Genomic DNA, 24166 nt, shown 5'->3' with positions numbered 1-24166 from the left:
ATGCCGCACAGCCTAGTCCTCAACATCCTTCCCCTGGCCCCAATTCCCCCCGGATACCTCACCGGCAGACACCTGCACGCCCTCTTCCTCACCCTCGTGAGTTCGGTTGACAAAAAACTCGGCGATCGCCTCCACGATGCCGCCGCCCAAAAATCCTTCACCCTCAGCCCTTTGCAAACTAAAAAATGCCCTTTCAAAAAACACCATTTCCTGCAATGGGAACACACAGAACCGATTCCAGAACACACCCTCTGTTGGTGGCGAATTACTCTCCTTGATGACACTTTATTCGGCAAGTTAACTCAGCTTTGGCTGAACCTCAATCCCTCGAAGCCGTGGCATCTCGGCCCCGCCGATTTGATGATTACTAAGATTCTCGGAACGCCCCAAATAGATCAGCCTTGGGCTAATGCTTGTACTTACTCTCAACTGTACGAACAAGCTTCCGAAACTAATCGTTTAATTGCCTTCAGTTTTGCGACTCCTACTACCTTTCGACAGGGCAAATTTGATTCAGTAATTCCTACTAGAGATTGCGTTTTTAATAGTCTCCTCAGTCGCTGGAATAAGTACAGCCCGATCGCCATTCCCGATCTTTCCTTCGATGCACTTTTTTCGACATTTGTCAATATCCGAAGTGAAAAATTGACTAACTATCAAAGCGATTTTGTTGGCATGGTTGGGGAGGTTAGTTATCGGATTTTGGGAGATGTGGAGCCTTTAGCGATTAAGCAAATTAATGCTTTGGCTGATTTTGCTGTTTACTGCGGGGTGGGGAGGAAAACTCCGATGGGGATGGGAATGACTAGGCGAATAGTTGTTAATAAGAGTTTTTAAGTTGTTACGTCCGATGTGGGTTTAAATCCCTGTCTAGAGAGCAAAGTCCGCCGGGGGTTTAAACCCCCGTCTCATAGCGAAAGTCCTCTGAAGAGGACTGCACCCAACTCTTTTTTATGGAGATCATTAAATCTGCTGTAAATAATTGAATCTTCAGTCGATTTTACCGCTCAATTTTGCACCCTTCTCAAAAAGCTGTAGGGGCGGGTTCGCCAAAGTCTTTGAAGTTTGCAGATAGGTTAAATAAACCCGCCCAACCCCACAAATAACCCCCAAATACCCCTCTATTGAGAATGCTGCCAAATCTCAGTTTTAACCGAATTTAGCTTGGTATTTGTCGTTAAGTCGTTAAGTCCGCCGGGGGTTTAAACCCCCGTCTCCTAGCGAAAGTCCTCTGAAGAGGACTGCACCAAACTATTATTTATGGACTCATGAAATCTGCTGTCAACGATTGAATATTCAGTCGGTTTCAACCGACTTTAGCTATGAGACAGGGGTTTCAACCCCTGGCGGACTGGGGCATCACTAATTAATTCCAATTACCAATCTCTTACAAACCATCAAAAAAATGAACGACTCTGATTACATTTCGATCGCAACTCTCAACCAATACTCCTATTGCGCTCACCGCTGCTGGCGAATGTCTTGTGCAGGAGAATTCACGGATAATCAGTATACCATTGAAGGGACAAGTTTGCACGATCGCGTTCACACGATGGGTGAAATTAACCGCAATGAAACTTGGCAGGTGCGGGCGATTTGGCTGAAATCCGAGCGCTACAAACTGATTGGTAAATCGGATTTGATTGAGTCGGCTGAGGGTGAGATTTATCCCGTGGAATACAAGCGGGGACGGAAGGGGGAATGGGATAACGACGAGTTGCAAGTTTGCGCTCAAGCGCTTTGTTTGGAGGAGATGACGGGGAAAACTATTGCGACTGGATATGTGTATTACGCGCAGTCGCATCAGCGGCAATTAGTCGAGATTTCTGAGCAATTGAGACAGGATGCGATCGCCACTATTGAAAAAGTCGGTGCTCTTTGGCGATCGGGAAATATCCCTTTACCAGTTTACACCGCTCGGTGTACCGGATGCAGTCTTTTTACCCACTGTCTGCCCCAAGCTGCCGCCAAAGTCAACCGCTATCAAGAAGCAAGTTAACCTGCAAATAGGAGAATTCACAATGGGAACAGTTTACATTACTCAAGAAGATGCTTTTATTGGCAAAGTCGATGAACGTCTGACGGTTAAAGCTGACAAAAAAAATCTGTTGGACGTGCCATTAATTAAGATTGATGGTGTTGTTGCTTTGGGACGCGCTACAGTTTCGCCGGCTGTCGTTGTGGAACTTTTGGAACGTCACATTCCTTTGAGTTTTTTGACAGTAAACGGACGTTATTTGGGGAGGTTAGAACCGGAGATGACGAAAAATATTTTTGTGCGAAAAGCTCAGTGGCAAGCGGCTGGAGAATCGGAACAAGCCGTGCATTTAGTTAGGGGATTTGTACGGGGAAAACTCAAGAATTACCGCAATACTTTGTTAGAATGTCAGCGCAAATATTCTCCCCAGGATTTTGAAAAACCCATCGCCCAATTGAAACAAGTCATCGCGTCTATTGACAAAACTTCCAATATTAATTCTCTGCGAGGATTGGAGGGGGCGGGTAGTGCGACTTATTTTGGCTGCTTCAATCAACTGATTCGCGTGCCGGAATTTAGCTTTGAAGTTCGCCGCCGCCGTCCGCCTACTGACCCGGTAAATTCTCTGTTAAGTTTGGGATATTCTCTGCTGCGGCACGATGTTCAAAGTGCGGTGAATATTGTGGGGTTCGATCCGTATTTGGGATATTTGCATTTTGAGCGCTATGGCCGTCCTTCGTTAGCGCTGGATTTGATGGAAGAATTTCGACCTTTGGTAGTTGATGCTGTAGTGTTGAAGGCGATTAATTTGCAGAAAGTTTCGCCTAATGATTTTACCGCAGAACCGTTGAGCGGGGCGGTTTCTTTGACAAAAGAAGCGCTGCACATTTTTTTGCGACTTTACGAAGAAAAGAAGCAGTCAACGTTTAAGCATCCTGTGATGGGAAAGTTGTGTACTTATCAAGAAGCTTTTGAAATTCAAGGGCGGTTGATGGCTAAGTATTTGATGGGTGAAGTTGATAAGTATCCACCTCTGATTTTGAGATAGGGAGGCAATTAAGTTATGTTTGTTTTGGTTTGCTACGATATATCTGAGGACAAGCGCCGCACTAAGATTCACAACATCCTCAAGTCTTATGGGGAATGGAAGCAGTATTCGGTGTTTCATTGCGAGGTGACGGATACTCAGTATGCCCGGATGCGCCAACGTCTGAGTAAGGTGATTAAGTCGGAAGAAGACAGCATCATGTTTCACTATTTGTGCGCTTGCTGTCAGGGCAAGATCGAGCGGATTGGCGGCCGGGCACCGCTGGATACTACGATCTTTATGGTTTGATTTTGCGTCTGGCTGTAGGTGTTAAACTGAGGGGGTGAATTTTAATGGCTGAGAGCTTTACTAGGACTGGGTTTGCAGTGGTTTGTACCTCATGCGGGTCAGACGCAAATGCTGTAAGCTTTACTGGGAGAGAGTTTGAGGTCTATTTTAATTTTGCCCCCTTGACAGGGCGATCGCTGAAACGGTATATTGATTGCAGTCAGACGCAACTGAACCTTGAAAACCTTATATTTCAAGCCTCCCAGACCCCGGCGGCCGAAAACAACCTAAAACCCTACCAGGGATTGAAACAATATTTCCCCCTGTATCACCCTTGCTAGCTTCGCCGAAAACAACCTAAAACCCTACCAGGGATTGAAACATCCATCACACCAGTTGCTTGGGCTTCTGCTTCTAGTGCCGAAAACAACCTAAAACCCTACCAGGGATTGAAACAATCTGTTGCAGTTTTAACTTTGCTTTTTCAATCTGGCCGAAAACAACCTAAAACCCTACCAGGGATTGAAACAAGGGATTGAGTCTTGATATAAGTCACCATCACCACGCCGAAAACAACCTAAAACCCTACCAGGGATTGAAACGCCTCCATATTCTTGATTAATAATTGCGGTAGCAGGCCGAAAACAACCTAAAACCCTACCAGGGATTGAAACTTTCACCGGGAATTTTAAAACCAATGGCAACCTTAAAGCCGAAAACAACCTAAAACCCTACCAGGGATTGAAACAGGTAAGCCCAAAACCTCCACTCAGCAGCACTTAAATTGCCGAAAACAACCTAAAACCCTACCAGGGATTGAAACCAGATTTACGGCGAGTTGCTGGTGCTTTTCCATTGCCGAAAACAACCTAAAACCCTACCAGGGATTGAAACCGATCGCTCATTGGAACTAAGCCAGCGGGCGATCGATTGCCGAAAACAACCTAAAACCCTACCAGGGATTGAAACAACTTTATTGGCGTGGAAGAATTGGATCGAGTAATTGGCCGAAAACAACCTAAAACCCTACCAGGGATTGAAACTGCGGAGTCTCGGGTTGCTACTTGTGCGATCGCGCGCCGAAAACAACCTAAAACCCTACCAGGGATTGAAACTCTAACTGCTGACAATGACACCAATTCATCAATGCCGAAAACAACCTAAAACCCTACCAGGGATTGAAACTATTCCGAAAGGCCAGATCCCCCTCCCGCACCTCCACGCCGAAAACAACCTAAAACCCTACCAGGGATTGAAACATTTGGAAAGATAAAATCTTTAGTAGTGAAATAGCCGAAAACAACCTAAAACCCTACCAGGGATTGAAACAACTTCCATAGCCAGACACAACTAATAGGGGATAGAGGGCCGAAAACAACCTAAAACCCTACCAGGGATTGAAACTAGTGATAATCTGATTCTCTAGCCGTTTCAGAGATAAAGCCGAAAACAACCTAAAACCCTACCAGGGATTGAAACACGATTTCACCATTCCTCAACTCAAAATTCTGTTGCCGAAAACAACCTAAAACCCTACCAGGGATTGAAACTTAGTTTCTTCTACATTTCCTAATGAATTTACAGCCGAAAACAACCTAAAACCCTACCAGGGATTGAAACAATCAGCAAGAAGACGATTTATCCAGTAAATCAACTGAGCCGAAAACAACCTAAAACCCTACCAGGGATTGAAACCTTATTATTGCGATCGCCCGGCGGCTTGAGTGGAGCCGAAAACAACCTAAAACCCTACCAGGGATTGAAACGTATTTTGTGCAACTGCATTTGATAATACCGGGATGCCGAAAACAACCTAAAACCCTACCAGGGATTGAAACGCGCCGGAGACGACAGGAACTTCAGCTTTACACAAGCCGAAAACAACCTAAAACCCTACCAGGGATTGAAACACAGCCTCCCAGTGGGGTACACGAATCCACAGGAGAATCGGCCGAAAACAACCTAAAACCCTACCAGGGATTGAAACGGTACTGCCTTTAAAATTGATTGAATATTCATCACAGCCGAAAACAACCTAAAACCCTACCAGGGATTGAAACCCCCACTGGGAGGCTGTACCCAAGTTCTAGGAAGCCGAAAACAACCTAAAACCCTACCAGGGATTGAAACAAAGTTTGACCAGAACTAGAAATCAACTCCAAGGGCCGAAAACAACCTAAAACCCTACCAGGGATTGAAACTCGCCAGCGAGCGGCATCACCTTGTGAGCCAATTTGCCGAAAACAACCTAAAACCCTACCAGGGATTGAAACGTACATCTTAAAAGCCATGAGTAATTACGGAATGGCCGAAAACAACCTAAAACCCTACCAGGGATTGAAACTAAGTAATTAGTAAACACTAACCCGCACCCAAGCCGAAAACAACCTAAAACCCTACCAGGGATTGAAACATGAAATGGAATAGACTTACTACTTCTAGTTTTCGCCGAAAACAACCTAAAACCCTACCAGGGATTGAAACTTCGGTTTCAGTGAATTTAAGCTTAATTTCGTGTCGTGCCGAAAACAACCTAAAACCCTACCAGGGATTGAAACGTATTAGCAAGTCTCGAATGTCTGCGTTTTCCCGGCCGAAAACAACCTAAAACCCTACCAGGGATTGAAACTTGAAGTTGTGAATCGCCGTACTCGTCAACTTTGGCCGAAAACAACCTAAAACCCTACCAGGGATTGAAACTTATAATCTCACCTCTTTCGAGGTGGTAGGTTGAGCCGAAAACAACCTAAAACCCTACCAGGGATTGAAACCGATTGGTGGTGGGAAAAAGGCTACGAAGACAGGCCGAAAACAACCTAAAACCCTACCAGGGATTGAAACGGAACCGGGGAGCTCATTAATAAATATGCCTCGGCGCCGAAAACAACCTAAAACCCTACCAGGGATTGAAACGCAAATACTTGTATCTGTACTGCCCCCAAAAGAACGCCGAAAACAACCTAAAACCCTACCAGGGATTGAAACTTTTTAAGTGATAATTTGTTGGTTGGATATCGTGCCGAAAACAACCTAAAACCCTACCAGGGATTGAAACCGGTAGCAGCAAAACTAAATACTATCTCGAAAAAGAGCCGAAAACAACCTAAAACCCTACCAGGGATTGAAACTATCAGAATACCTAACACGACCACGAAAAATAGAGCCGAAAACAACCTAAAACCCTACCAGGGATTGAAACTTGTCATTCATAGCCGAAGTACGATCGCAAATCCGCCGAAAACAACCTAAAACCCTACCAGGGATTGAAACCGACATCCTGACTGGGGCTGGGGTGAGATTGCAGAGCCGAAAACAACCTAAAACCCTACCAGGGATTGAAACATCTTTAAATAGCAGCTTATGACCTACAGCTTTAGCTAGCCGAAAACAACCTAAAACCCTACCAGGGATTGAAACAGAAACTTCCCCAAGGGCGATCGGCTGCACTCCGGGGCCGAAAACAACCTAAAACCCTACCAGGGATTGAAACTTGGGGTAACGAGAGAATGAGGGTTTCAGACAATGCCGAAAACAACCTAAAACCCTACCAGGGATTGAAACCCGACCGCACCATACCCGCAGGACTCCAACCGACCGCGCCGAAAACAACCTAAAACCCTACCAGGGATTGAAACTGGCAACCGACCGAGGCAACCGCTCCGACCGATGGGCCGAAAACAACCTAAAACCCTACCAGGGATTGAAACCTAGCCGCCTCCCCCGTGCTTTCTGAACTGGTAGCGCCGAAAACAACCTAAAACCCTACCAGGGATTGAAACAAGATAATAGGCAACCAAATAGATAAAATAGACGCCGAAAACAACCTAAAACCCTACCAGGGATTGAAACGCGCCAACTCCAAAAAAGTTAGTAAATAAAGGTTCAGCCGCGCCGAAAACAACCTAAAACCCTACCAGGGATTGAAACAGACCTATTATCAGGGAATTTACTAACAGTAACCTCGGGCCGAAAACAACCTAAAACCCTACCAGGGATTGAAACATGCCTAGAATATCGCCCATTGTTCGCTGCGAGCCGAAAACAACCTAAAACCCTACCAGGGATTGAAACCTCCTGTGATTCTCACCCGTCTCCAATTCTTAGCCGAAAACAACCTAAAACCCTACCAGGGATTGAAACGCATTTTCTAACAACCAATTCCATTCTTTACGGCCGAAAACAACCTAAAACCCTACCAGGGATTGAAACGTTTATATTGGTCTTATATTATAAGAGTGATTAACGCCGAAAACAACCTAAAACCCTACCAGGGATTGAAACTAGCGGCTTCTCTTTGAGTGAATCCGGCAACCGCTCGACAGCCGAAAACAACCTAAAACCCTACCAGGGATTGAAACCGTCACAGAATGCAACCCGATAATTGGGATCTAGCAACGCCGAAAACAACCTAAAACCCTACCAGGGATTGAAACGCACTAACTGCAAGCAAAAGCGCGGGCATTATAGCAGCCGAAAACAACCTAAAACCCTACCAGGGATTGAAACGGATTTTTCGCCCTATTTCCGCCCCCGGATCGGTGCCGAAAACAACCTAAAACCCTACCAGGGATTGAAACGTGTTCAAGCTCGTTGACTGGGTTAAAATGCCCCGCCGAAAACAACCTAAAACCCTACCAGGGATTGAAACCTTTCAAAAATGGCGACACTGTAAGCGCAAAAGAGCCGAAAACAACCTAAAACCCTACCAGGGATTGAAACTGCAGATTAAGCCTTATCCTGAAATAGTTGGATACGGCCGAAAACAACCTAAAACCCTACCAGGGATTGAAACAAAACCTCCCTTTAGGTTTCTCACGTTGGCATTTTGCGCCGAAAACAACCTAAAACCCTACCAGGGATTGAAACTTTTATAATAGTTATTAACACATTTATAGTGGGGCCGAAAACAACCTAAAACCCTACCAGGGATTGAAACCGTAGCGATCAACTGTTAACGCTTGCACTTTAAGCCGAAAACAACCTAAAACCCTACCAGGGATTGAAACGCTAGCACCTAAGTAGTCCAATTCTGAAGCGTCAGCCGAAAACAACCTAAAACCCTACCAGGGATTGAAACTTGATAAGTTGCTCTACTTCTGAACTTGATAGCGCCGAAAACAACCTAAAACCCTACCAGGGATTGAAACAGTGCTTTCTTTCAACTGCAAAATTAGTGGTTGAAAGCCGAAAACAACCTAAAACCCTACCAGGGATTGAAACTTGCCTCCGAGTTTGCATCCCGATACTGGTAAGCCGAAAACAACCTAAAACCCTACCAGGGATTGAAACATCAAGATTTAAGGCGTAGGGATTATAAAGTTTTGCCGAAAACAACCTAAAACCCTACCAGGGATTGAAACACCTCCGAGCTGCGAAGATTTCAGGAAATCACTGCCGAAAACAACCTAAAACCCTACCAGGGATTGAAACATGGACACAACACCCGCACCCGATACAGAATTTGCCGAAAACAACCTAAAACCCTACCAGGGATTGAAACAGAGACGATCGCCGATTGGGTAGCCAAATTCGAGCAGCCGAAAACAACCTAAAACCCTACCAGGGATTGAAACCGCACGGGCGATCGCTCAGTAGCTGGTTATTTTGGGCCGAAAACAACCTAAAACCCTACCAGGGATTGAAACCTGATATGCCTAAAGATATCCTTAGAAATCACGCTAGCCGAAAACAACCTAAAACCCTACCAGGGATTGAAACTAGTGTACTCGATAAAACCCATGAAAACCCCGCCAATATGCCGAAAACAACCTAAAACCCTACCAGGGATTGAAACTGGAATGGTAGCTCGCACAGCGAAAGGTAAGGCCGAAAACAACCTAAAACCCTACCAGGGATTGAAACTTCATCTTTGAAATAGCGAACAGCACAAGGAATGTGCCGAAAACAACCTAAAACCCTACCAGGGATTGAAACGAATAAATTAAGAAGTTTTCTAAAACTAGAGAGTGCCGAAAACAACCTAAAACCCTACCAGGGATTGAAACGGGATCTTTCGGCGGTGCCGCCGACTTAAGTTGCCGCGCCGAAAACAACCTAAAACCCTACCAGGGATTGAAACACCGAGTCTGTTGAAGAAATACCGCCCGTGCCTGAGCCGAAAACAACCTAAAACCCTACCAGGGATTGAAACACCAACATCGAAAAGCATAGCGCAATCCCACACGGGAGCCGAAAACAACCTAAAACCCTACCAGGGATTGAAACAACGACCCCGACGACTCAATTCGCGAGCAGTTACTCAAAGCCGAAAACAACCTAAAACCCTACCAGGGATTGAAACGACGATTTTACTTCCATGCACCTATGGGAGGTCGAGCCGAAAACAACCTAAAACCCTACCAGGGATTGAAACAAGCCTACCGATGTTTACGGTGGTTTAGCAGTGCCGGAATTGCCGAAAACAACCTAAAACCCTACCAGGGATTGAAACGGTACGGCTGCGATCGGTACGCCTAACACGCCTGCCGAAAACAACCTAAAACCCTACCAGGGATTGAAACTCGTCTGTCTCTTCCTTAGTCCGACTTAATCCGAGCCGAAAACAACCTAAAACCCTACCAGGGATTGAAACAACCTTGCCTGCCTGCACTACTGCGGTCAGAAATAGCCGAAAACAACCTAAAACCCTACCAGGGATTGAAACTTTGAGCTGGCGCTGTCTGGCAATCCATCGGCAGTTGCCGCAATTAAGCCGAAAACAACCTAAAACCCTACCAGGGATTGAAACTACACAGGTGTAGAAAACTACATCGTAAGAGGGTTACGCCGAAAACAACCTAAAACCCTACCAGGGATTGAAACAAGCGGGAGTCGCGCCCCGCTAAAATTAATTTAGCCGAAAACAACCTAAAACCCTACCAGGGATTGAAACTTAGCCAAGCTAAAAATTACTGGGACAAGCTTAAAGCCGAAAACAACCTAAAACCCTACCAGGGATTGAAACAAGGTTTTGCCTAACCCCATTTGATCGGCTAGAAGCCGAAAACAACCTAAAACCCTACCAGGGATTGAAACCTCGATCCATTTTTCAATCCCTCAAACTCTTAAGCCGAAAACAACCTAAAACCCTACCAGGGATTGAAACAAGCGCCACCGTCAGCGATTGATTTCGGATTGCGCCGAAAACAACCTAAAACCCTACCAGGGATTGAAACGTTCCTTGATTGATGTGATATAAGTGATAAGTAAGCCGAGGCCGAAAACAACCTAAAACCCTACCAGGGATTGAAACGCGACTGCCTCAATGCAGCTTGGGCAAGCTTGGACTGCCGAAAACAACCTAAAACCCTACCAGGGATTGAAACTTGAGCCTGATCCAAAATATCGGGTATCGTTATCGCCGAAAACAACCTAAAACCCTACCAGGGATTGAAACGCCGTAAAGCGAGGCGTAGGGAGTCAGACCCAAAGCCGAAAACAACCTAAAACCCTACCAGGGATTGAAACCTGGAATTCCCACATTAATCAGTGGGATTTTTTGCCGAAAACAACCTAAAACCCTACCAGGGATTGAAACTTACAAATTATCTCCAAGGTCTTTTCATTAGGAACGCCGAAAACAACCTAAAACCCTACCAGGGATTGAAACAGAATATATAACCGCTAATTACAATGCAAATCAAAGCCGAAAACAACCTAAAACCCTACCAGGGATTGAAACGGATGGCTTGACCTTTCGCTTTCCGCAAGCTGAGCCGAAAACAACCTAAAACCCTACCAGGGATTGAAACTCGTGCTTTTGCTGGCCCTATCCCCCGAAATTTCAGCCGAAAACAACCTAAAACCCTACCAGGGATTGAAACATTGTGCAAGAATAGCAATCCGTCCTCTGCACCTAAAGCCGAAAACAACCTAAAACCCTACCAGGGATTGAAACAATTGCCAGAAATCCCTTGCCAAGTTTCAATCCGCCGAAAACAACCTAAAACCCTACCAGGGATTGAAACACTTGCGCGATGCCAGAAAGTTTGATTGGGCAGAGCCGAAAACAACCTAAAACCCTACCAGGGATTGAAACCCCTGCCACCAGACACGCTTGCCGAAATTGCGATCGAAAGCCGAAAACAACCTAAAACCCTACCAGGGATTGAAACAATCATCCGGCTTGGCTGTGATTGATCACGTCGCCACCTGCCGAAAACAACCTAAAACCCTACCAGGGATTGAAACTGGGCTTATGTCTCAAATACATAAAGGCACGGCGCCGAAAACAACCTAAAACCCTACCAGGGATTGAAACGAATCGATCGAGCCGGAACCGACAGCACCAACAGGCCGAAAACAACCTAAAACCCTACCAGGGATTGAAACAATGTTAGGTTTAGTCCACAGTGGTCGATCGAGCCGCCGAAAACAACCTAAAACCCTACCAGGGATTGAAACAACCTGTAGTAGAGGCGACTTATGAATACTGTACCTCAAGCCGAAAACAACCTAAAACCCTACCAGGGATTGAAACCAGATTAGAAAGTCTGACGCTTCAGCAAATTTAGTGCCGAAAACAACCTAAAACCCTACCAGGGATTGAAACTGCTAACGCTTACACCGGACAAGGAACAGCGCGTGATAGGCCGAAAACAACCTAAAACCCTACCAGGGATTGAAACAAAATTCGAGTAGACACACCAGCACCCAGTGGGGAGCCGAAAACAACCTAAAACCCTACCAGGGATTGAAACTAGTCTTTCTTGTATTTTATGGATAGCATTACGATGCCGAAAACAACCTAAAACCCTACCAGGGATTGAAACGTATAACTAAGCCGGAAAAGTGCGTTTAGTCCTGCCGAAAACAACCTAAAACCCTACCAGGGATTGAAACGTTGGCAAGGGCGGCACCTATTTCGGCTAGCGTGTCGCCGAAAACAACCTAAAACCCTACCAGGGATTGAAACATCAGAATCTTGAGGGGTGATTGTAGAATCAAGCCGAAAACAACCTAAAACCCTACCAGGGATTGAAACAAGCTGTATTCATGGGAGGTGGCAAAGGCATGACGGCCACTCACGCCGAAAACAACCTAAAACCCTACCAGGGATTGAAACAGGCTCACTCAGAAAGAATTAGAGGTAATAACTAGCCGAAAACAACCTAAAACCCTACCAGGGATTGAAACACCGCGATCGGGTGTATCTTCAGTTTGTGGTGGGCCGCAATTGCCGAAAACAACCTAAAACCCTACCAGGGATTGAAACCGAAGTTGTGGGCGAGGCAAATTTTGGATTTTGGTCAAGCCGAAAACAACCTAAAACCCTACCAGGGATTGAAACCGTGTATTTTGGGGCTCGGCTCGATTTATTCCGGCAAGGCCGAAAACAACCTAAAACCCTACCAGGGATTGAAACGCGAGAACGAGTCACTGCGTCGCCAAAAAAAGCCGAAAACAACCTAAAACCCTACCAGGGATTGAAACCAATAGCTTGCATAGTTTGGCTGTCTTCCATTGATAGGGCCGAAAACAACCTAAAACCCTACCAGGGATTGAAACATCACTTTTACTTTGTCGGTAGAATGATGCACGTTGCAGCCGAAAACAACCTAAAACCCTACCAGGGATTGAAACTAGTTGGTCGGAGTCGTCACGGTCACAGAGAATGCCGAAAACAACCTAAAACCCTACCAGGGATTGAAACTTTTCCTCGGCCTCGGTTGCGGGCGGCTTTGCGGCCGAAAACAACCTAAAACCCTACCAGGGATTGAAACGAACTTGATGCTACCAATCGCACTGCTGGATTTGCCGAAAACAACCTAAAACCCTACCAGGGATTGAAACTTCTACCCGCATTACTACCCCCTTCAGATGGTTTGCCGAAAACAACCTAAAACCCTACCAGGGATTGAAACTCTGTAAATGTTTAAACAGAGAAAGTCGTACTTGTGCCGAAAACAACCTAAAACCCTACCAGGGATTGAAACTACCAGGGTTTTGCTCCAGTGCTCTTTGTGCTGGTGCCGAAAACAACCTAAAACCCTACCAGGGATTGAAACCCTCTGCACAGCTACGGTTCGCCTCATCTAAAGGCCGAAAACAACCTAAAACCCTACCAGGGATTGAAACGTCTAGCAACTGCACTTCGGACTCTATGCCATTAAGCCGAAAACAACCTAAAACCCTACCAGGGATTGAAACGAGTGATTCGCCTTTTCCCATTGAAGAAAATGCTTGCCGAAAACAACCTAAAACCCTACCAGGGATTGAAACCGGGCACATAAGTGTATCTTTTTATTATCCAAGTAGGCCGAAAACAACCTAAAACCCTACCAGGGATTGAAACTTAGAAAAACTGATTCCCAGAGCTTTCTGAGGGACAGGTGCCGAAAACAACCTAAAACCCTACCAGTCACTTGAGAATTCAGTCAATTAAACCATCCCGCCAGGGGACAGGTGCCGAAAACAACCTAAAACCCTACCAGGGATTGAAACAAAAGGGGTTGGTGTAGGAGTTGGGGACGGAGTGCCGAAAACAACCTAAAACCCTACCAGGGATTGAAACGCATTATCGCAGCAACCTCAAACCGTTGAGTGCTGTGCCGAAAACAACCTAAAACCCTACCAGGGATTGAAACTAATTGACTGAATTTAATTGACTGAATTCTCAAGTGAGGCCGAAAACAACCTAAAACCCTACCAGGGATTGAAACGCTAAATCTTCCGGTGCAACGTCGGAATAATCTGCAAGCCGAAAACAACCTAAAACCCTACCAGGGATTGAAACAGTAAAGTATGCTTCCATTGAACAGAACCTCATAAGCCGAAAACAACCTAAAACCCTACCAGGGATTGAAACTTTCTTATCCCACGACAAAACGGTGGACTTCGGGAAGCCGAAAACAACCTAAAACCCTACCAGGGATTGAAACTTCCCACAAGGGACAAACCGCAGAGGAGAAAGAGCAAGGCCGAAAACAACCTAAAACCCTACCAGGGATTGAAACTCCGAGAACTGCAACCAAAATTCGCAGTTATTGAAGCCGAAAACAACCTAAAACCCTACCAGGGATTGAAACAAACCTGTACCAGTAACAATGATGTTATCTGATGAAGCCGAAAACAACCTAAAACCCTACCAGGGATTGAAACCTTAGCTAATTTGTTGTCAATTTCCCGTTGAAAGCCGAAAACAACCTAAAACCCTACCAGGGATTGAAACCTGACGAATGCGGGACTCCAGACTAATGAAGGAGCCGAAAACAACCTAAAACCCTACCAGGGATTGAAACCAAACAAACCACCATTGTTTGCTGCCATTTCCTTTAAAGCCGAAAACAACCTAAAACCCTACCAGGGATTGAAACACGCAAAAGAAAGAAATAACAAAAGCCAAAGCAAGCCGAAAACAACCTAAAACCCTACCAGGGATTGAAACTTGCTTCTAACTCATCAAGGGTATCTACAATCAGCCGAAAACAACCTAAAACCCTACCAGGGATTGAAACAGCTATTACCCCCTAGATTGTGCTAGGGGGTTTTCGCCGAAAACAACCTAAAACCCTACCAGGGATTGAAACTTAGATTTTTTGGGTGCGGTAGTGGGTGCGGTGCCGAAAACAACCTAAAACCCTACCAGGGATTGAAACTTAATCGCTTGCGCTTGATTGACGGTGACTGATAGCCGAAAACAACCTAAAACCCTACCAGGGATTGAAACTAACTCCCTGCGACGCCCCCTGAGTGCAACTAGCGCCGAAAACAACCTAAAACCCTACCAGGGATTGAAACACAACCACCCGGCAGACGCCCCGAAGGGCGTTTCGCCGAAAACAACCTAAAACCCTACCAGGGATTGAAACTTGCTGTTTCTGCCGCTCAGTCAGACTCATCACCGCCGAAAACAACCTAAAACCCTACCAGGGATTGAAACGAAGTTGATTAAGTTTGCAAACCAGCCCCCAAAGCCGAAAACAACCTAAAACCCTACCAGGGATTGAAACAGGAACAAAAAAATCAAAACGCTTCTCAATAGACGCCGAAAACAACCTAAAACCCTACCAGGGATTGAAACCCGGGCCTCTATCCCAACATCACAGAGGTAGATAGCCGAAAACAACCTAAAACCCTACCAGGGATTGAAACCCCTTTATGAAGGGCGTAGCCGATTTTTGATACCGCCGAAAACAACCTAAAACCCTACCAGGGATTGAAACAACTAAGGGATGCTTGCTTCTGAATACTGGCACCGCCGAAAACAACCTAAAACCCTACCAGGGATTGAAACAAATTTCCAATACTGGTGGTCGGAGTTTCAACAACATGCCGAAAACAACCTAAAACCCTACCAGGGATTGAAACCCCTATATTAAAGGGTGGGCTGATCGTGTTTTTTGCCGAAAACAACCTAAAACCCTACCAGGGATTGAAACCAGTGCTGGCAGATGCTGGGTACAAAACCACCAAGCCGAAAACAACCTAAAACCCTACCAGGGATTGAAACATAGGCCATATTACAGAAAGACGATCCACCCTGAGCCGAAAACAACCTAAAACCCTACCAGGGATTGAAACTTGAAATGTCATTGTTTTGGGTGATTTGCTGGTTTGCCGAAAACAACCTAAAACCCTACCAGGGATTGAAACCTCAGCATTTTGAACAAAAGCACAAGGGGCGGTGCCGAAAACAACCTAAAACCCTACCAGGGATTGAAACGCCAGAGTAGTTAGGTTTACCGGGGCATCGCCAGGCCGAAAACAACCTAAAACCCTACCAGGGATTGAAACTAGAAAATTCTTTCCACCATTTCTCAAAATCAAGCCGAAAACAACCTAAAACCCTACCAGGGATTGAAACTCATAATTCTTACGCCTTAAATCTTTATATCCTGCCGAAAACAACCTAAAACCCTACCAGGGATTGAAACGCAAGCGTGGAATTGAGCTTTTTTATACGGGTCAAGCCGAAAACAACCTAAAACCCTACCAGGGATTGAAACGCGGCCATGCCTACCGGAATTTGTGCAGCCGCTGCCATGCCGAAAACAACCTAAAACCCTACCAGGGATTGAAACAAATCGCCTCAGCGCGTCAATTTTTGGATGAAAAATGCCGAAAACAACCTAAAACCCTACCAGGGATTGAAACGCGCTATTATCCTTCATCAGGCTTATATCATCCGCCGAAAACAACCTAAAACCCTACCAGGGATTGAAACAATTTCTCCAGAAAACCAGATTGTAGGAAAATTGCCGAAAACAACCTAAAACCCTACCAGGGATTGAAACAACTTGATGCAAAATCAAACTGTTTCTCTCGAAAATGCCGAAAACAACCTAAAACCCTACCAGGGATTGAAACGCCTATAGCCAAGATAGTCCCGGCTTCCCTGTTAAGCCGAAAACAACCTAAAACCCTACCAGGGATTGAAACTTTTCTTCATAGACTCGCAGGATTACAAAATTTTAGGCCGAAAACAACCTAAAACCCTACCAGGGATTGAAACAAAAACTGTGATCGCACAATCGATCAGCCAGTAATGCCGAAAACAACCTAAAACCCTACCAGGGATTGAAACTAGCGGAACCTTTGTACCTCGCGGGACGTAAGCTAAGCCGAAAACAACCTAAAACCCTACCAGGGATTGAAACGGTACGATTACTAATCCACAGGGGTTTGCAGTAAAGGCCGAAAACAACCTAAAACCCTACCAGGGATTGAAACGAAACACGACCGCAGCCTTTAAGAATCCAGTTTTTTCGTTGGCCGAAAACAACCTAAAACCCTACCAGGGATTGAAACGCAATCAGGTGGCATTGCAGCTAGGCAGAATGAGCCGAAAACAACCTAAAACCCTACCAGGGATTGAAACATCTGGGAGGACTCCTGCGGGGGCAGAGAAATATAAGCCGAAAACAACCTAAAACCCTACCAGGGATTGAAACAAATCTACGGCCGCATCCCTTTTAGATAGTTGCCGAAAACAACCTAAAACCCTACCAGGGATTGAAACAATCCTAGAAATCGAATCATTCCAATTCCTGAAAGTGCCGAAAACAACCTAAAACCCTACCAGGGATTGAAACCGGCTGCAACTCCTTGATTGGTGATGCCGATGCAAGCCGAAAACAACCTAAAACCCTACCAGGGATTGAAACTGATAACAGTAACGATAGAATCAACGTTACAAGCGCCGAAAACAACCTAAAACCCTACCAGGGATTGAAACCATAATTCCTGCGACCGTAACCACATTCCATCAGCCGAAAACAACCTAAAACCCTACCAGGGATTGAAACTTCATTCTCAATAAAGCCCGATCTTAACAGCGCTTTTTGCCGAAAACAACCTAAAACCCTACCAGGGATTGAAACCTTCGGAAGTATTCACCAGAGGAGGAGACAGGAGGAAAGAGGGCATTCTTCTCCTGACTCCTGACTCCTGACTCCTTCTTCGCCGGAAACAAGTTTCCTTCCAACACTCACAGCAGAGGTGGTGCTCATCGATAATCTCACATTTGATAAAAGTGCTCCGATTCAGGAATTGATTCAAACAGCCGGGTGTAGACTATTATATTTACCGCCATACTCTCCAGAGTTTAACAAAATTGAACAAAGAAGAGTCTTGGCTAAAAAGTCAAAATCGTAAACAGCTTGATGAGTTTGATTGCTTACATTTTGGCGACCCTTGGATGTCTTGCGCCTTGCGTCCTAACACCGGCCGTTGCTAAATGTAATTTCCCAGATTCTTCAGTTGACAAAACCTCAAAATTATGACCACCCAAACAACTTCTCCACTCCTACTAAGCCCCTTCAAAATCGGAGATTTACCCTTAAAAAACCGGGTACTCATGGCACCCATGACGAGAGCCAGAGCCGGTGAAGCGCGGATGCCCAACGCCTTGATGGCAGAGTATTACACTCAGCGAGCCTCCGCTGGTTTAATCATTACAGAAGCCACAGTGGTTTCTACTCAAGCTAATGGTTGGCTCAATACGCCCGGTATTTATTCAGACGAGCAAGGCGAAGCTTGGAAACAAATTGTGACTGCGGTTCATGCCCACGAAACGCCCATTTTCATGCAGCTTTGGCACTGCGGACGAGCTTCCCACAGCAGTTTTCATCAAAACAATCAATTGCCAGTTGCAGCCTCTGCCATCAAAATAAACGGAGAAGGCATTCATACCCCTCTAGGCAAACAACCCTACGAAACTCCCCGCGCTCTAGAAACCGATGAAATCTCCCTGGTTGTAGAAGATTATCGCAAGGCGGCGGAACGGGCAAAAATGGCAGGTTTTGACGGTGTAGAAATTCACGCGGCAAACGGCTATCTCATTGACACATTCCTGCAAACAAAAACCAATCACCGCACTGATTCCTATGGCGGCTCAGTTGAAAATCGCTACCGTTTTCTTAAGGAAATTGTCGAGGCAATAATCACAGTATATCCGGCAAACAGAGTGGGAGTTAGACTTTCTCCCAACGGTGTTTACAATGACATGGGTTCTCCCAGTTACCGCGAAGATTTTCTGTATATCGCAGGGCAGTTAAATGCCTATGATTTAGCTTACCTTCACTTGGTGGACGGTTTGGCATTTGGCTTTCACGAATTGGGAACGCCGATGACGATAGGAGAGTTTCGCGATGTGTTTGCAGGGCCGCTCGTCGGGAACTGCGGATATACTCAAGAACAGGCTGAAACGGCCCTGAGCAGCAAAGTTGCGGATTTAATAGCTTTTGGTCGGGATTTTATCAGCAATCCCGATTTGGTAGAGCGTTTTACTAATGGTTGGCCGCTCAATCCGCCTGCTGAAGTCGGCGTCTGGTATTCTTTTGGGCCTGAAGGTTATATCGATTTCCCTACCTATCAGGAACCTCAAGCTATTTCTTAGGAATGAGAATTAAATAACTTAGAATGCGTGATGGTTCTTGTGGGATGGGCGTCCCGCCCGTCCAGAAAGGGCGGGCGGGACGCCCAACCCACTTTCAAGAGTGTAAATTATTTAATTCGCGATCCTTAGTTGAGTTGATTGGGGCGGGTTTATCAATAAATACCGAGTATGTGCATCATAGATAATTGTCAACCCGCCCCTAATATCATGTCCGGTCAATTAACCATGATTCCTGTAGGGGATCCCCTCACCAAGATATTGAATAGAAACGGGAAAATCTGTAAACCCGCCCCGGTCTTTAATCGCGGTCAATCGATTGGACATGATATAAAAGATGTATGGTTAATTTCTCAAAATAGGACTGGGAGTTGGAAGCCTATTTAATTTTAATCGCCCGTTGAGAGCGAGTATTTCCTATTTGTAAAAACACTTCTTGTGGCTCCTTCCTTCTTCCTCCCGCCTCCTGCCCCCTGCCCCCTGCCTCCTGCCTCCAATTTCTAGCTTGCCGGCAAAAGTTAGAGGCTCCCGGTTGAGATCGAGAACGTTTCCTCATATCCTAATAACCATAGGGTACTTCAAAACATCCAAGCTGCTAGCTCAGGGTTTGAGTGCCTGAAAAAAATCAATAGCGGAAGCGCTTTTAACAAGATGGCACAAAATCACAAATCCACGGTTATCATTACCGGCGCTTCCTCCGGCGTCGGTTTGTACGGCGCGAAAGCTCTTGCAGACAAGGGATGGCACGTAGTCATGGCCTGTCGGGACGTGCGGAAAGCCGGAGACGCCGCGCGAGAGTTGGGTATACCTGAAGGCAGTTTCTCCATCATGGAGATTGACTTGGGCGATTTGGAGAGCGTGCGCCGGTTTGCTCGCGCATTTAAAGCCAGCGGCAGGCCTCTGGACGCTTTGGTGTGCAACGCGGCCATTTATATGCCTTTGATTAAGGAACCGCTGCGGAGCCCGGAGGGTTATGAGTTGACGATGACTACCAATCACCTGGGTCATTTCCTGCTGTGCAACCTGATGATGGAAAATATGAAGCCTTCCTATTATTCCGATGCGAGAATCGTGATTTTGGGAACTGTGACTCACAATCCAGACGAGTTGGGCGGGAAGATTCCGCCGCGCCCGGATTTGGGCAAGTTTGAGGGTTTTGAAGCGGGTTTCAAAGACCCAATTTCGATGGTTGATGGCAAGAAGTTTGAACCGGTCAAGGCTTACAAAGATAGCAAAGTTTGTAATGTGCTGACGATGCGGGAATTGCACCGCCGCTTTCACGAATCCACGGGGATTACTTTCACTTCGCTGTATCCGGGATGCGTCGCGGATACGCCGCTTTTCCGCAATCACTATCCCCTATTTCAGAAGCTGTTCCCGCTGTTTCAGAAGAATATCACCGGGGGTTACGTGTCGCAGGAGTTGGCGGGCGAAAGGCTGGCGATGGTGGTTGCTGATCCAGAATACAAGCAATCTGGGGCTTATTGGAGTTGGGGGAACCGCCAGAAAAAAGATGGTAAGTCTTTTGTACAGAAGGTTTCTCCCCAGGCCCGCGATGATGAAAAAGGCGAGCGGATGTGGGAGTTGAGCGCTAAGTTGGTGGGATTGACTGACGGGGCTCAAATGGGTGCTGCGGCTGGTGCGGGCCGGTCTGCATAATTCAAAGTTACAAACCCCCTTTATCTGGCTTGGCGGTTGAAACGGCGTCTACGCACAGGATGTGGGTAGACGCTGACTCAATAATAAAGGGGGTATTACAGTCGGATTTGGGATGATGCACCACAATCAAAGAAACCGGCTTTTTTAGTGGCTATGCGCGTTGTAACTCACATCTTCCACCATTCTTCCGAACAGGCAAGATGCCTGTTCCACAAGAAAATTTATCTGTTGTGGAACAGGCGTAACTCACATCTTGCACCATTCTCAAGAACAGGCAAGATGCCTGTTCCACAAGAAAATTTATCTGTTGTGGAACAGGCGTAACTCACATCTTGCACCATTCTCAAGAACAGGCAAGATGCCTGTTCCACAAGAAAATTTATCTCTTGTGGAACAGGCATCTTGCCTGTTCATAAAAAGATTATTGAGAATGGTGCAATATCTCAGTTGTAGCGCGTTTCTGGTTTACCCTGGTGTCTAGGACTGTTCGGGTCGCTGCCATAGCATGAAAGCGTAGGTTTTGCAACTAAAAAAAATTTGTTTTTTTTTACGGTTTACGATCGACTTACACGATATTTTTTCGGATAATCACCCGATTGAAGCGTAAGTGTTGGGAAATGAACAGCCGTCGATCGACCTTTTGGTTTGTAGCCGTCGCCGAAACTGTTGGCTGGGACGGCTGTTTCCTTTTTTTTGCTGTTAAGATTGACTTTTACTTGAAGGTGCTCTATTGCGGAAAATATTTTCACCCAATTATTCGAGATAATTAGATTCTATGGCTTGTCGATCGCAAAAACTATTTTTATTCGCTGGTATTTTGGGGTTAGTTGTGTTGGCCAAACCAGCGAAAACATCCGCTAGCACAGTTGAAATTTTGACCTCAAATGTTGAGGCTTTGGCAGCAGTTAGCAGCAGAGGCGATCGAGCTTTCCTTCCCGATACTAATCTTGACAACCGCGAAGACTTGCCCGTAAAAGACGAGGAAACGCAGTTACCCGCTGAATCAGAACACTCGGTGGCGGCGGAAACTCCCGACTTACCGCCTTCCTCGGCAAATTCAGTCGATGTGACATCTTACACCATTCTCAAGAACAGGCAAGATGCCTGTTCCACAACCAGTGAGTTTGATTGTGGGGTGGGCATAGAGCCCGCCGGTAACAGGCTTATTGACAAGGGTGCAACATCTCAGACCGTTAGCGAAGCCCTCGGAGAGGATCGCACTTTCAGCACAAAAACTCAAGAAACCGAGCTTTTTAACTCAGATCAAAAACTAGAAGAAAGTATTGACCGAAAAAAAATTGATTTGGGTATCGATCGAGCCTCGCAACTCAGTCAACTGCCCAACCCAATTCTGCCGCGAGAACCCGAATTACCAGCTCCTGAGCCGCCGCAACCCCCTGCGCCGTCTCCCCTCCCACCAGCCCCCCTAACACCTGTTCCCGGCGATGATAGACCGGGGATTATAGGTACAATTAGGGTCGATCGCTTTGAATTTGAGGGCAACACAGCCTTTAGCGATCGCGAACTCGCAGAAGTTACGCAACAGTTTGCGGGCCGCGAAATCACCTTTGCCGAACTGATCGCAGCCGAAGCAGCCGTCACTCAAAAATATGTAGCCGCAGGATACATCAACTCCGGCGCTGTAATCATCGCCAACCAAACCTTTCCGAGAGAAGGAGGTGTGGTGAAAATGCGGATTGTAGAAGGCGGATTAGATGAAATTGTGATTAGTGGAAACAGGCGCTTAAATTCAAATTACGTGCGATCGCGCCTAGAACGCGCTACCAGACGGCCCCTCAACCGCGATCGGTTGCTGGAAGCCTTGCAAATGCTGCAACTAGACCCCTTAATTGGCAATATTTCCGCCGAATTGCAAGCCGGAAGCCGCCCGGAAAACAGCCGCTTAGAAGTGCGCGTCAAAGAAGCAGACAGCTTTAGCGCTGAAGTGTTTGCAGACAACAACCGATCGCCCAGCGTCGGCAGTTTTCGGCGCGGTGTTCGCATCAATCAAGCAAATTTGCTCGGTTTGGGCGACGGATTAGAGGTATCTTATGCTAACACCGACGGCAGCAACGAATTCAACGGCAGCTACACAGTCCCCGTCAACGCACGCAACGGCACGATTGGATTCGCTGCGAGTGCTGCTAGCACCAATATCATCGAGGAACCGTTTGATGCTGCTGAAATTGAGGGGAAATCGCGCACCTACGAGTTAACTTACCGCCAGCCGATTGTCGAAAAGCCCGATCGCACTTTGGCTTTGGGACTGAGTTTTTCGCGGCAAGAAAGCGACACATTCCTGTCAGGGGAACGATTTGCGCTTTCGGCGGGAGCAAATGAGCGCGGCGAAACCCGGGTTTCGGCGGTGCGCTTTTTTCAAGAATACGTGCAGCGGAGTTCCAACCAAGTGTTCGCGGCGCGATCGCAATTCTCCCTCGGCACTAATCTGTTCGGCGCTACTGCGAACGATAGCGGGCCCGACAGCAGTTTTCTGGCGTGGCGCGGCCAAGCCCAGTATGTGCGGCTGCTAGCCCCAGAAACCTTGCTGATAGTGCGTTCTGACATTCAATTAGCCGATCGCCCCCTGCTTTCCCTCGAACAAATTGGGATCGGTGGCGTTCAAAGCGTGCGCGGATACCGCCAAGATTTGCTGTTAACTGATAGCGGTGCGATCGCCTCTGCTGAAGTGCGAATTCCGGTTTGGCGTGTCCCGGAAGTGGAAGGATTGTTGCAAGTGGCTCCGTTTATCGATTTTGGGTTAGGATGGAACCATTCAGGAGAAAAGCCGAATCCTGACTCGGATAAACTGCTGGGTGCAGGTTTGGGGCTTATTTGGCAGATGGGCGATCGGTTGAATGTGCGTCTCGACTACGGTATTCCTTTGATAAATGCTCGATCGGGCGATCGAACTTTGCAGGAAAAAGGCATCTACTTTCGGATTAATTACTTTGGTTTCTAGCTAGTTCTGGCTGGGGTTGAAACCCCTGTATCCTAGGGGAATTCCACCGCTAGGACGACTAAATATAGTTCAGCTAATTCCATGCTCTACTTCAATCTATAGCAATCCTAAATCATTTGTGAATTTCTTACTCCCTCCCCTTACCAAGGGGAGGGTTGGGGTGGGGTAAAAAGTTTACGAGTCCTGCAAGGATTGCTAAATATTAATTCCGGTTAGCTTGGAATGATTTAACCGCAGAGAACGCAGAGGATACAGAGGAAGGGAAGAGAGATGAATAATTCCGATAAAGTGCGGATTTGATATTATATCTAATCCGCACTTCATGGGAATAGTAAATTCCAGTTCACCGGAAAACGAGCGAGAAGCCCCTGGCTTTAGACATGGGGAGGAAAGCGGCTGCGACTTCAGTCGCCTTGAATC

Annotated in this window: 10 protein-coding genes and 1 CRISPR repeat array; of the genes, 8 read left to right on the top strand and 2 right to left on the bottom strand. The window is 46.4% G+C overall.

Translation table 11 applies throughout. The annotated features are described in order from the left end of the window. The 7 genes from cas6 (at position 1) to QUB16_RS13520 (ending at position 20787) form a co-directional block, all read left to right on the top strand. Entirely contained in the window at positions 1-837 is an 837-nt protein-coding gene (gene cas6, locus QUB16_RS13545; protein ID WP_333316724.1) for a CRISPR-associated endoribonuclease Cas6, read from the top strand. Between the two features lie 568 nt (positions 838-1405). Then, positions 1406-1999 (top strand): CRISPR-associated protein Cas4, encoded by a 594-nt coding sequence (gene cas4, locus QUB16_RS13540; protein WP_333316722.1) that lies wholly within the window; start codon positions 1406-1408, stop codon positions 1997-1999. A 22-nt stretch (positions 2000-2021) separates the two neighbouring features. Next, positions 2022-3026, top strand: coding sequence for a type I-D CRISPR-associated endonuclease Cas1d (gene cas1d, locus QUB16_RS13535; protein WP_333316720.1), 1005 nt, complete (start codon positions 2022-2024; stop codon positions 3024-3026). 15 nt (positions 3027-3041) lie between these two features. Continuing rightward, positions 3042-3314 carry a CRISPR-associated endonuclease Cas2 gene (cas2, locus tag QUB16_RS13530; RefSeq protein WP_333316718.1) on the top strand — a complete coding sequence of 91 codons (273 nt, stop codon included), beginning with the start codon at positions 3042-3044 and terminating at the stop codon, positions 3312-3314. A 254-nt stretch (positions 3315-3568) separates the two neighbouring features. Next, positions 3569-17614: direct repeats of the CRISPR family, unit length 37 nt; unit sequence GCCGAAAACAACCTAAAACCCTACCAGGGATTGAAAC. 118 nt (positions 17615-17732) lie between these two features. After that, on the top strand, positions 17733-17888 hold the full coding sequence (locus tag QUB16_RS33595; protein ID WP_445251122.1) for a transposase: 156 nt from the start codon (positions 17733-17735) through the stop codon (positions 17886-17888). 124 nt (positions 17889-18012) lie between these two features. After that, positions 18013-19131: an alkene reductase gene (locus tag QUB16_RS13525; RefSeq protein ID WP_333316716.1), complete on the top strand. Its 1119-nt coding sequence runs from the start codon at positions 18013-18015 to the stop codon at positions 19129-19131. A 648-nt stretch (positions 19132-19779) separates the two neighbouring features. Continuing rightward, positions 19780-20787, top strand: a complete 1008-nt coding sequence (locus QUB16_RS13520) for a protochlorophyllide reductase (protein WP_333099251.1) — start codon at positions 19780-19782, stop codon at positions 20785-20787. 221 nt (positions 20788-21008) lie between these two features. Here QUB16_RS13520 and QUB16_RS13515 read toward each other — a convergent pair whose 3' ends face one another. Beyond that, positions 21009-21188: a hypothetical protein gene (locus tag QUB16_RS13515; RefSeq protein WP_333316714.1), complete on the bottom strand. Its 180-nt coding sequence runs from the start codon at positions 21186-21188 to the stop codon at positions 21009-21011. A 153-nt stretch (positions 21189-21341) separates the two neighbouring features. Then, entirely contained in the window at positions 21342-21536 is a 195-nt protein-coding gene (locus QUB16_RS13510; protein WP_333316712.1) for a hypothetical protein, read from the bottom strand. Between the two features lie 26 nt (positions 21537-21562). On the opposite strand from QUB16_RS13510, the gene QUB16_RS13505 reads away from it, so the two are divergent. After that, on the top strand, positions 21563-23746 hold the full coding sequence (locus QUB16_RS13505; protein WP_333316710.1) for a ShlB/FhaC/HecB family hemolysin secretion/activation protein: 2184 nt from the start codon (positions 21563-21565) through the stop codon (positions 23744-23746). The last annotated feature ends 420 nt before the right edge of the window (positions 23747-24166 follow it).

Source organism: Microcoleus sp. D3_18a_C4 (genome assembly GCF_036702415.1).
Taxonomy (GTDB): Bacteria; Cyanobacteriota; Cyanobacteriia; order Cyanobacteriales; family Microcoleaceae; genus Microcoleus.
Note: the sequence above shows the minus strand (reverse complement) of the source record. Positions and strands in the feature narration are given on the sequence as shown.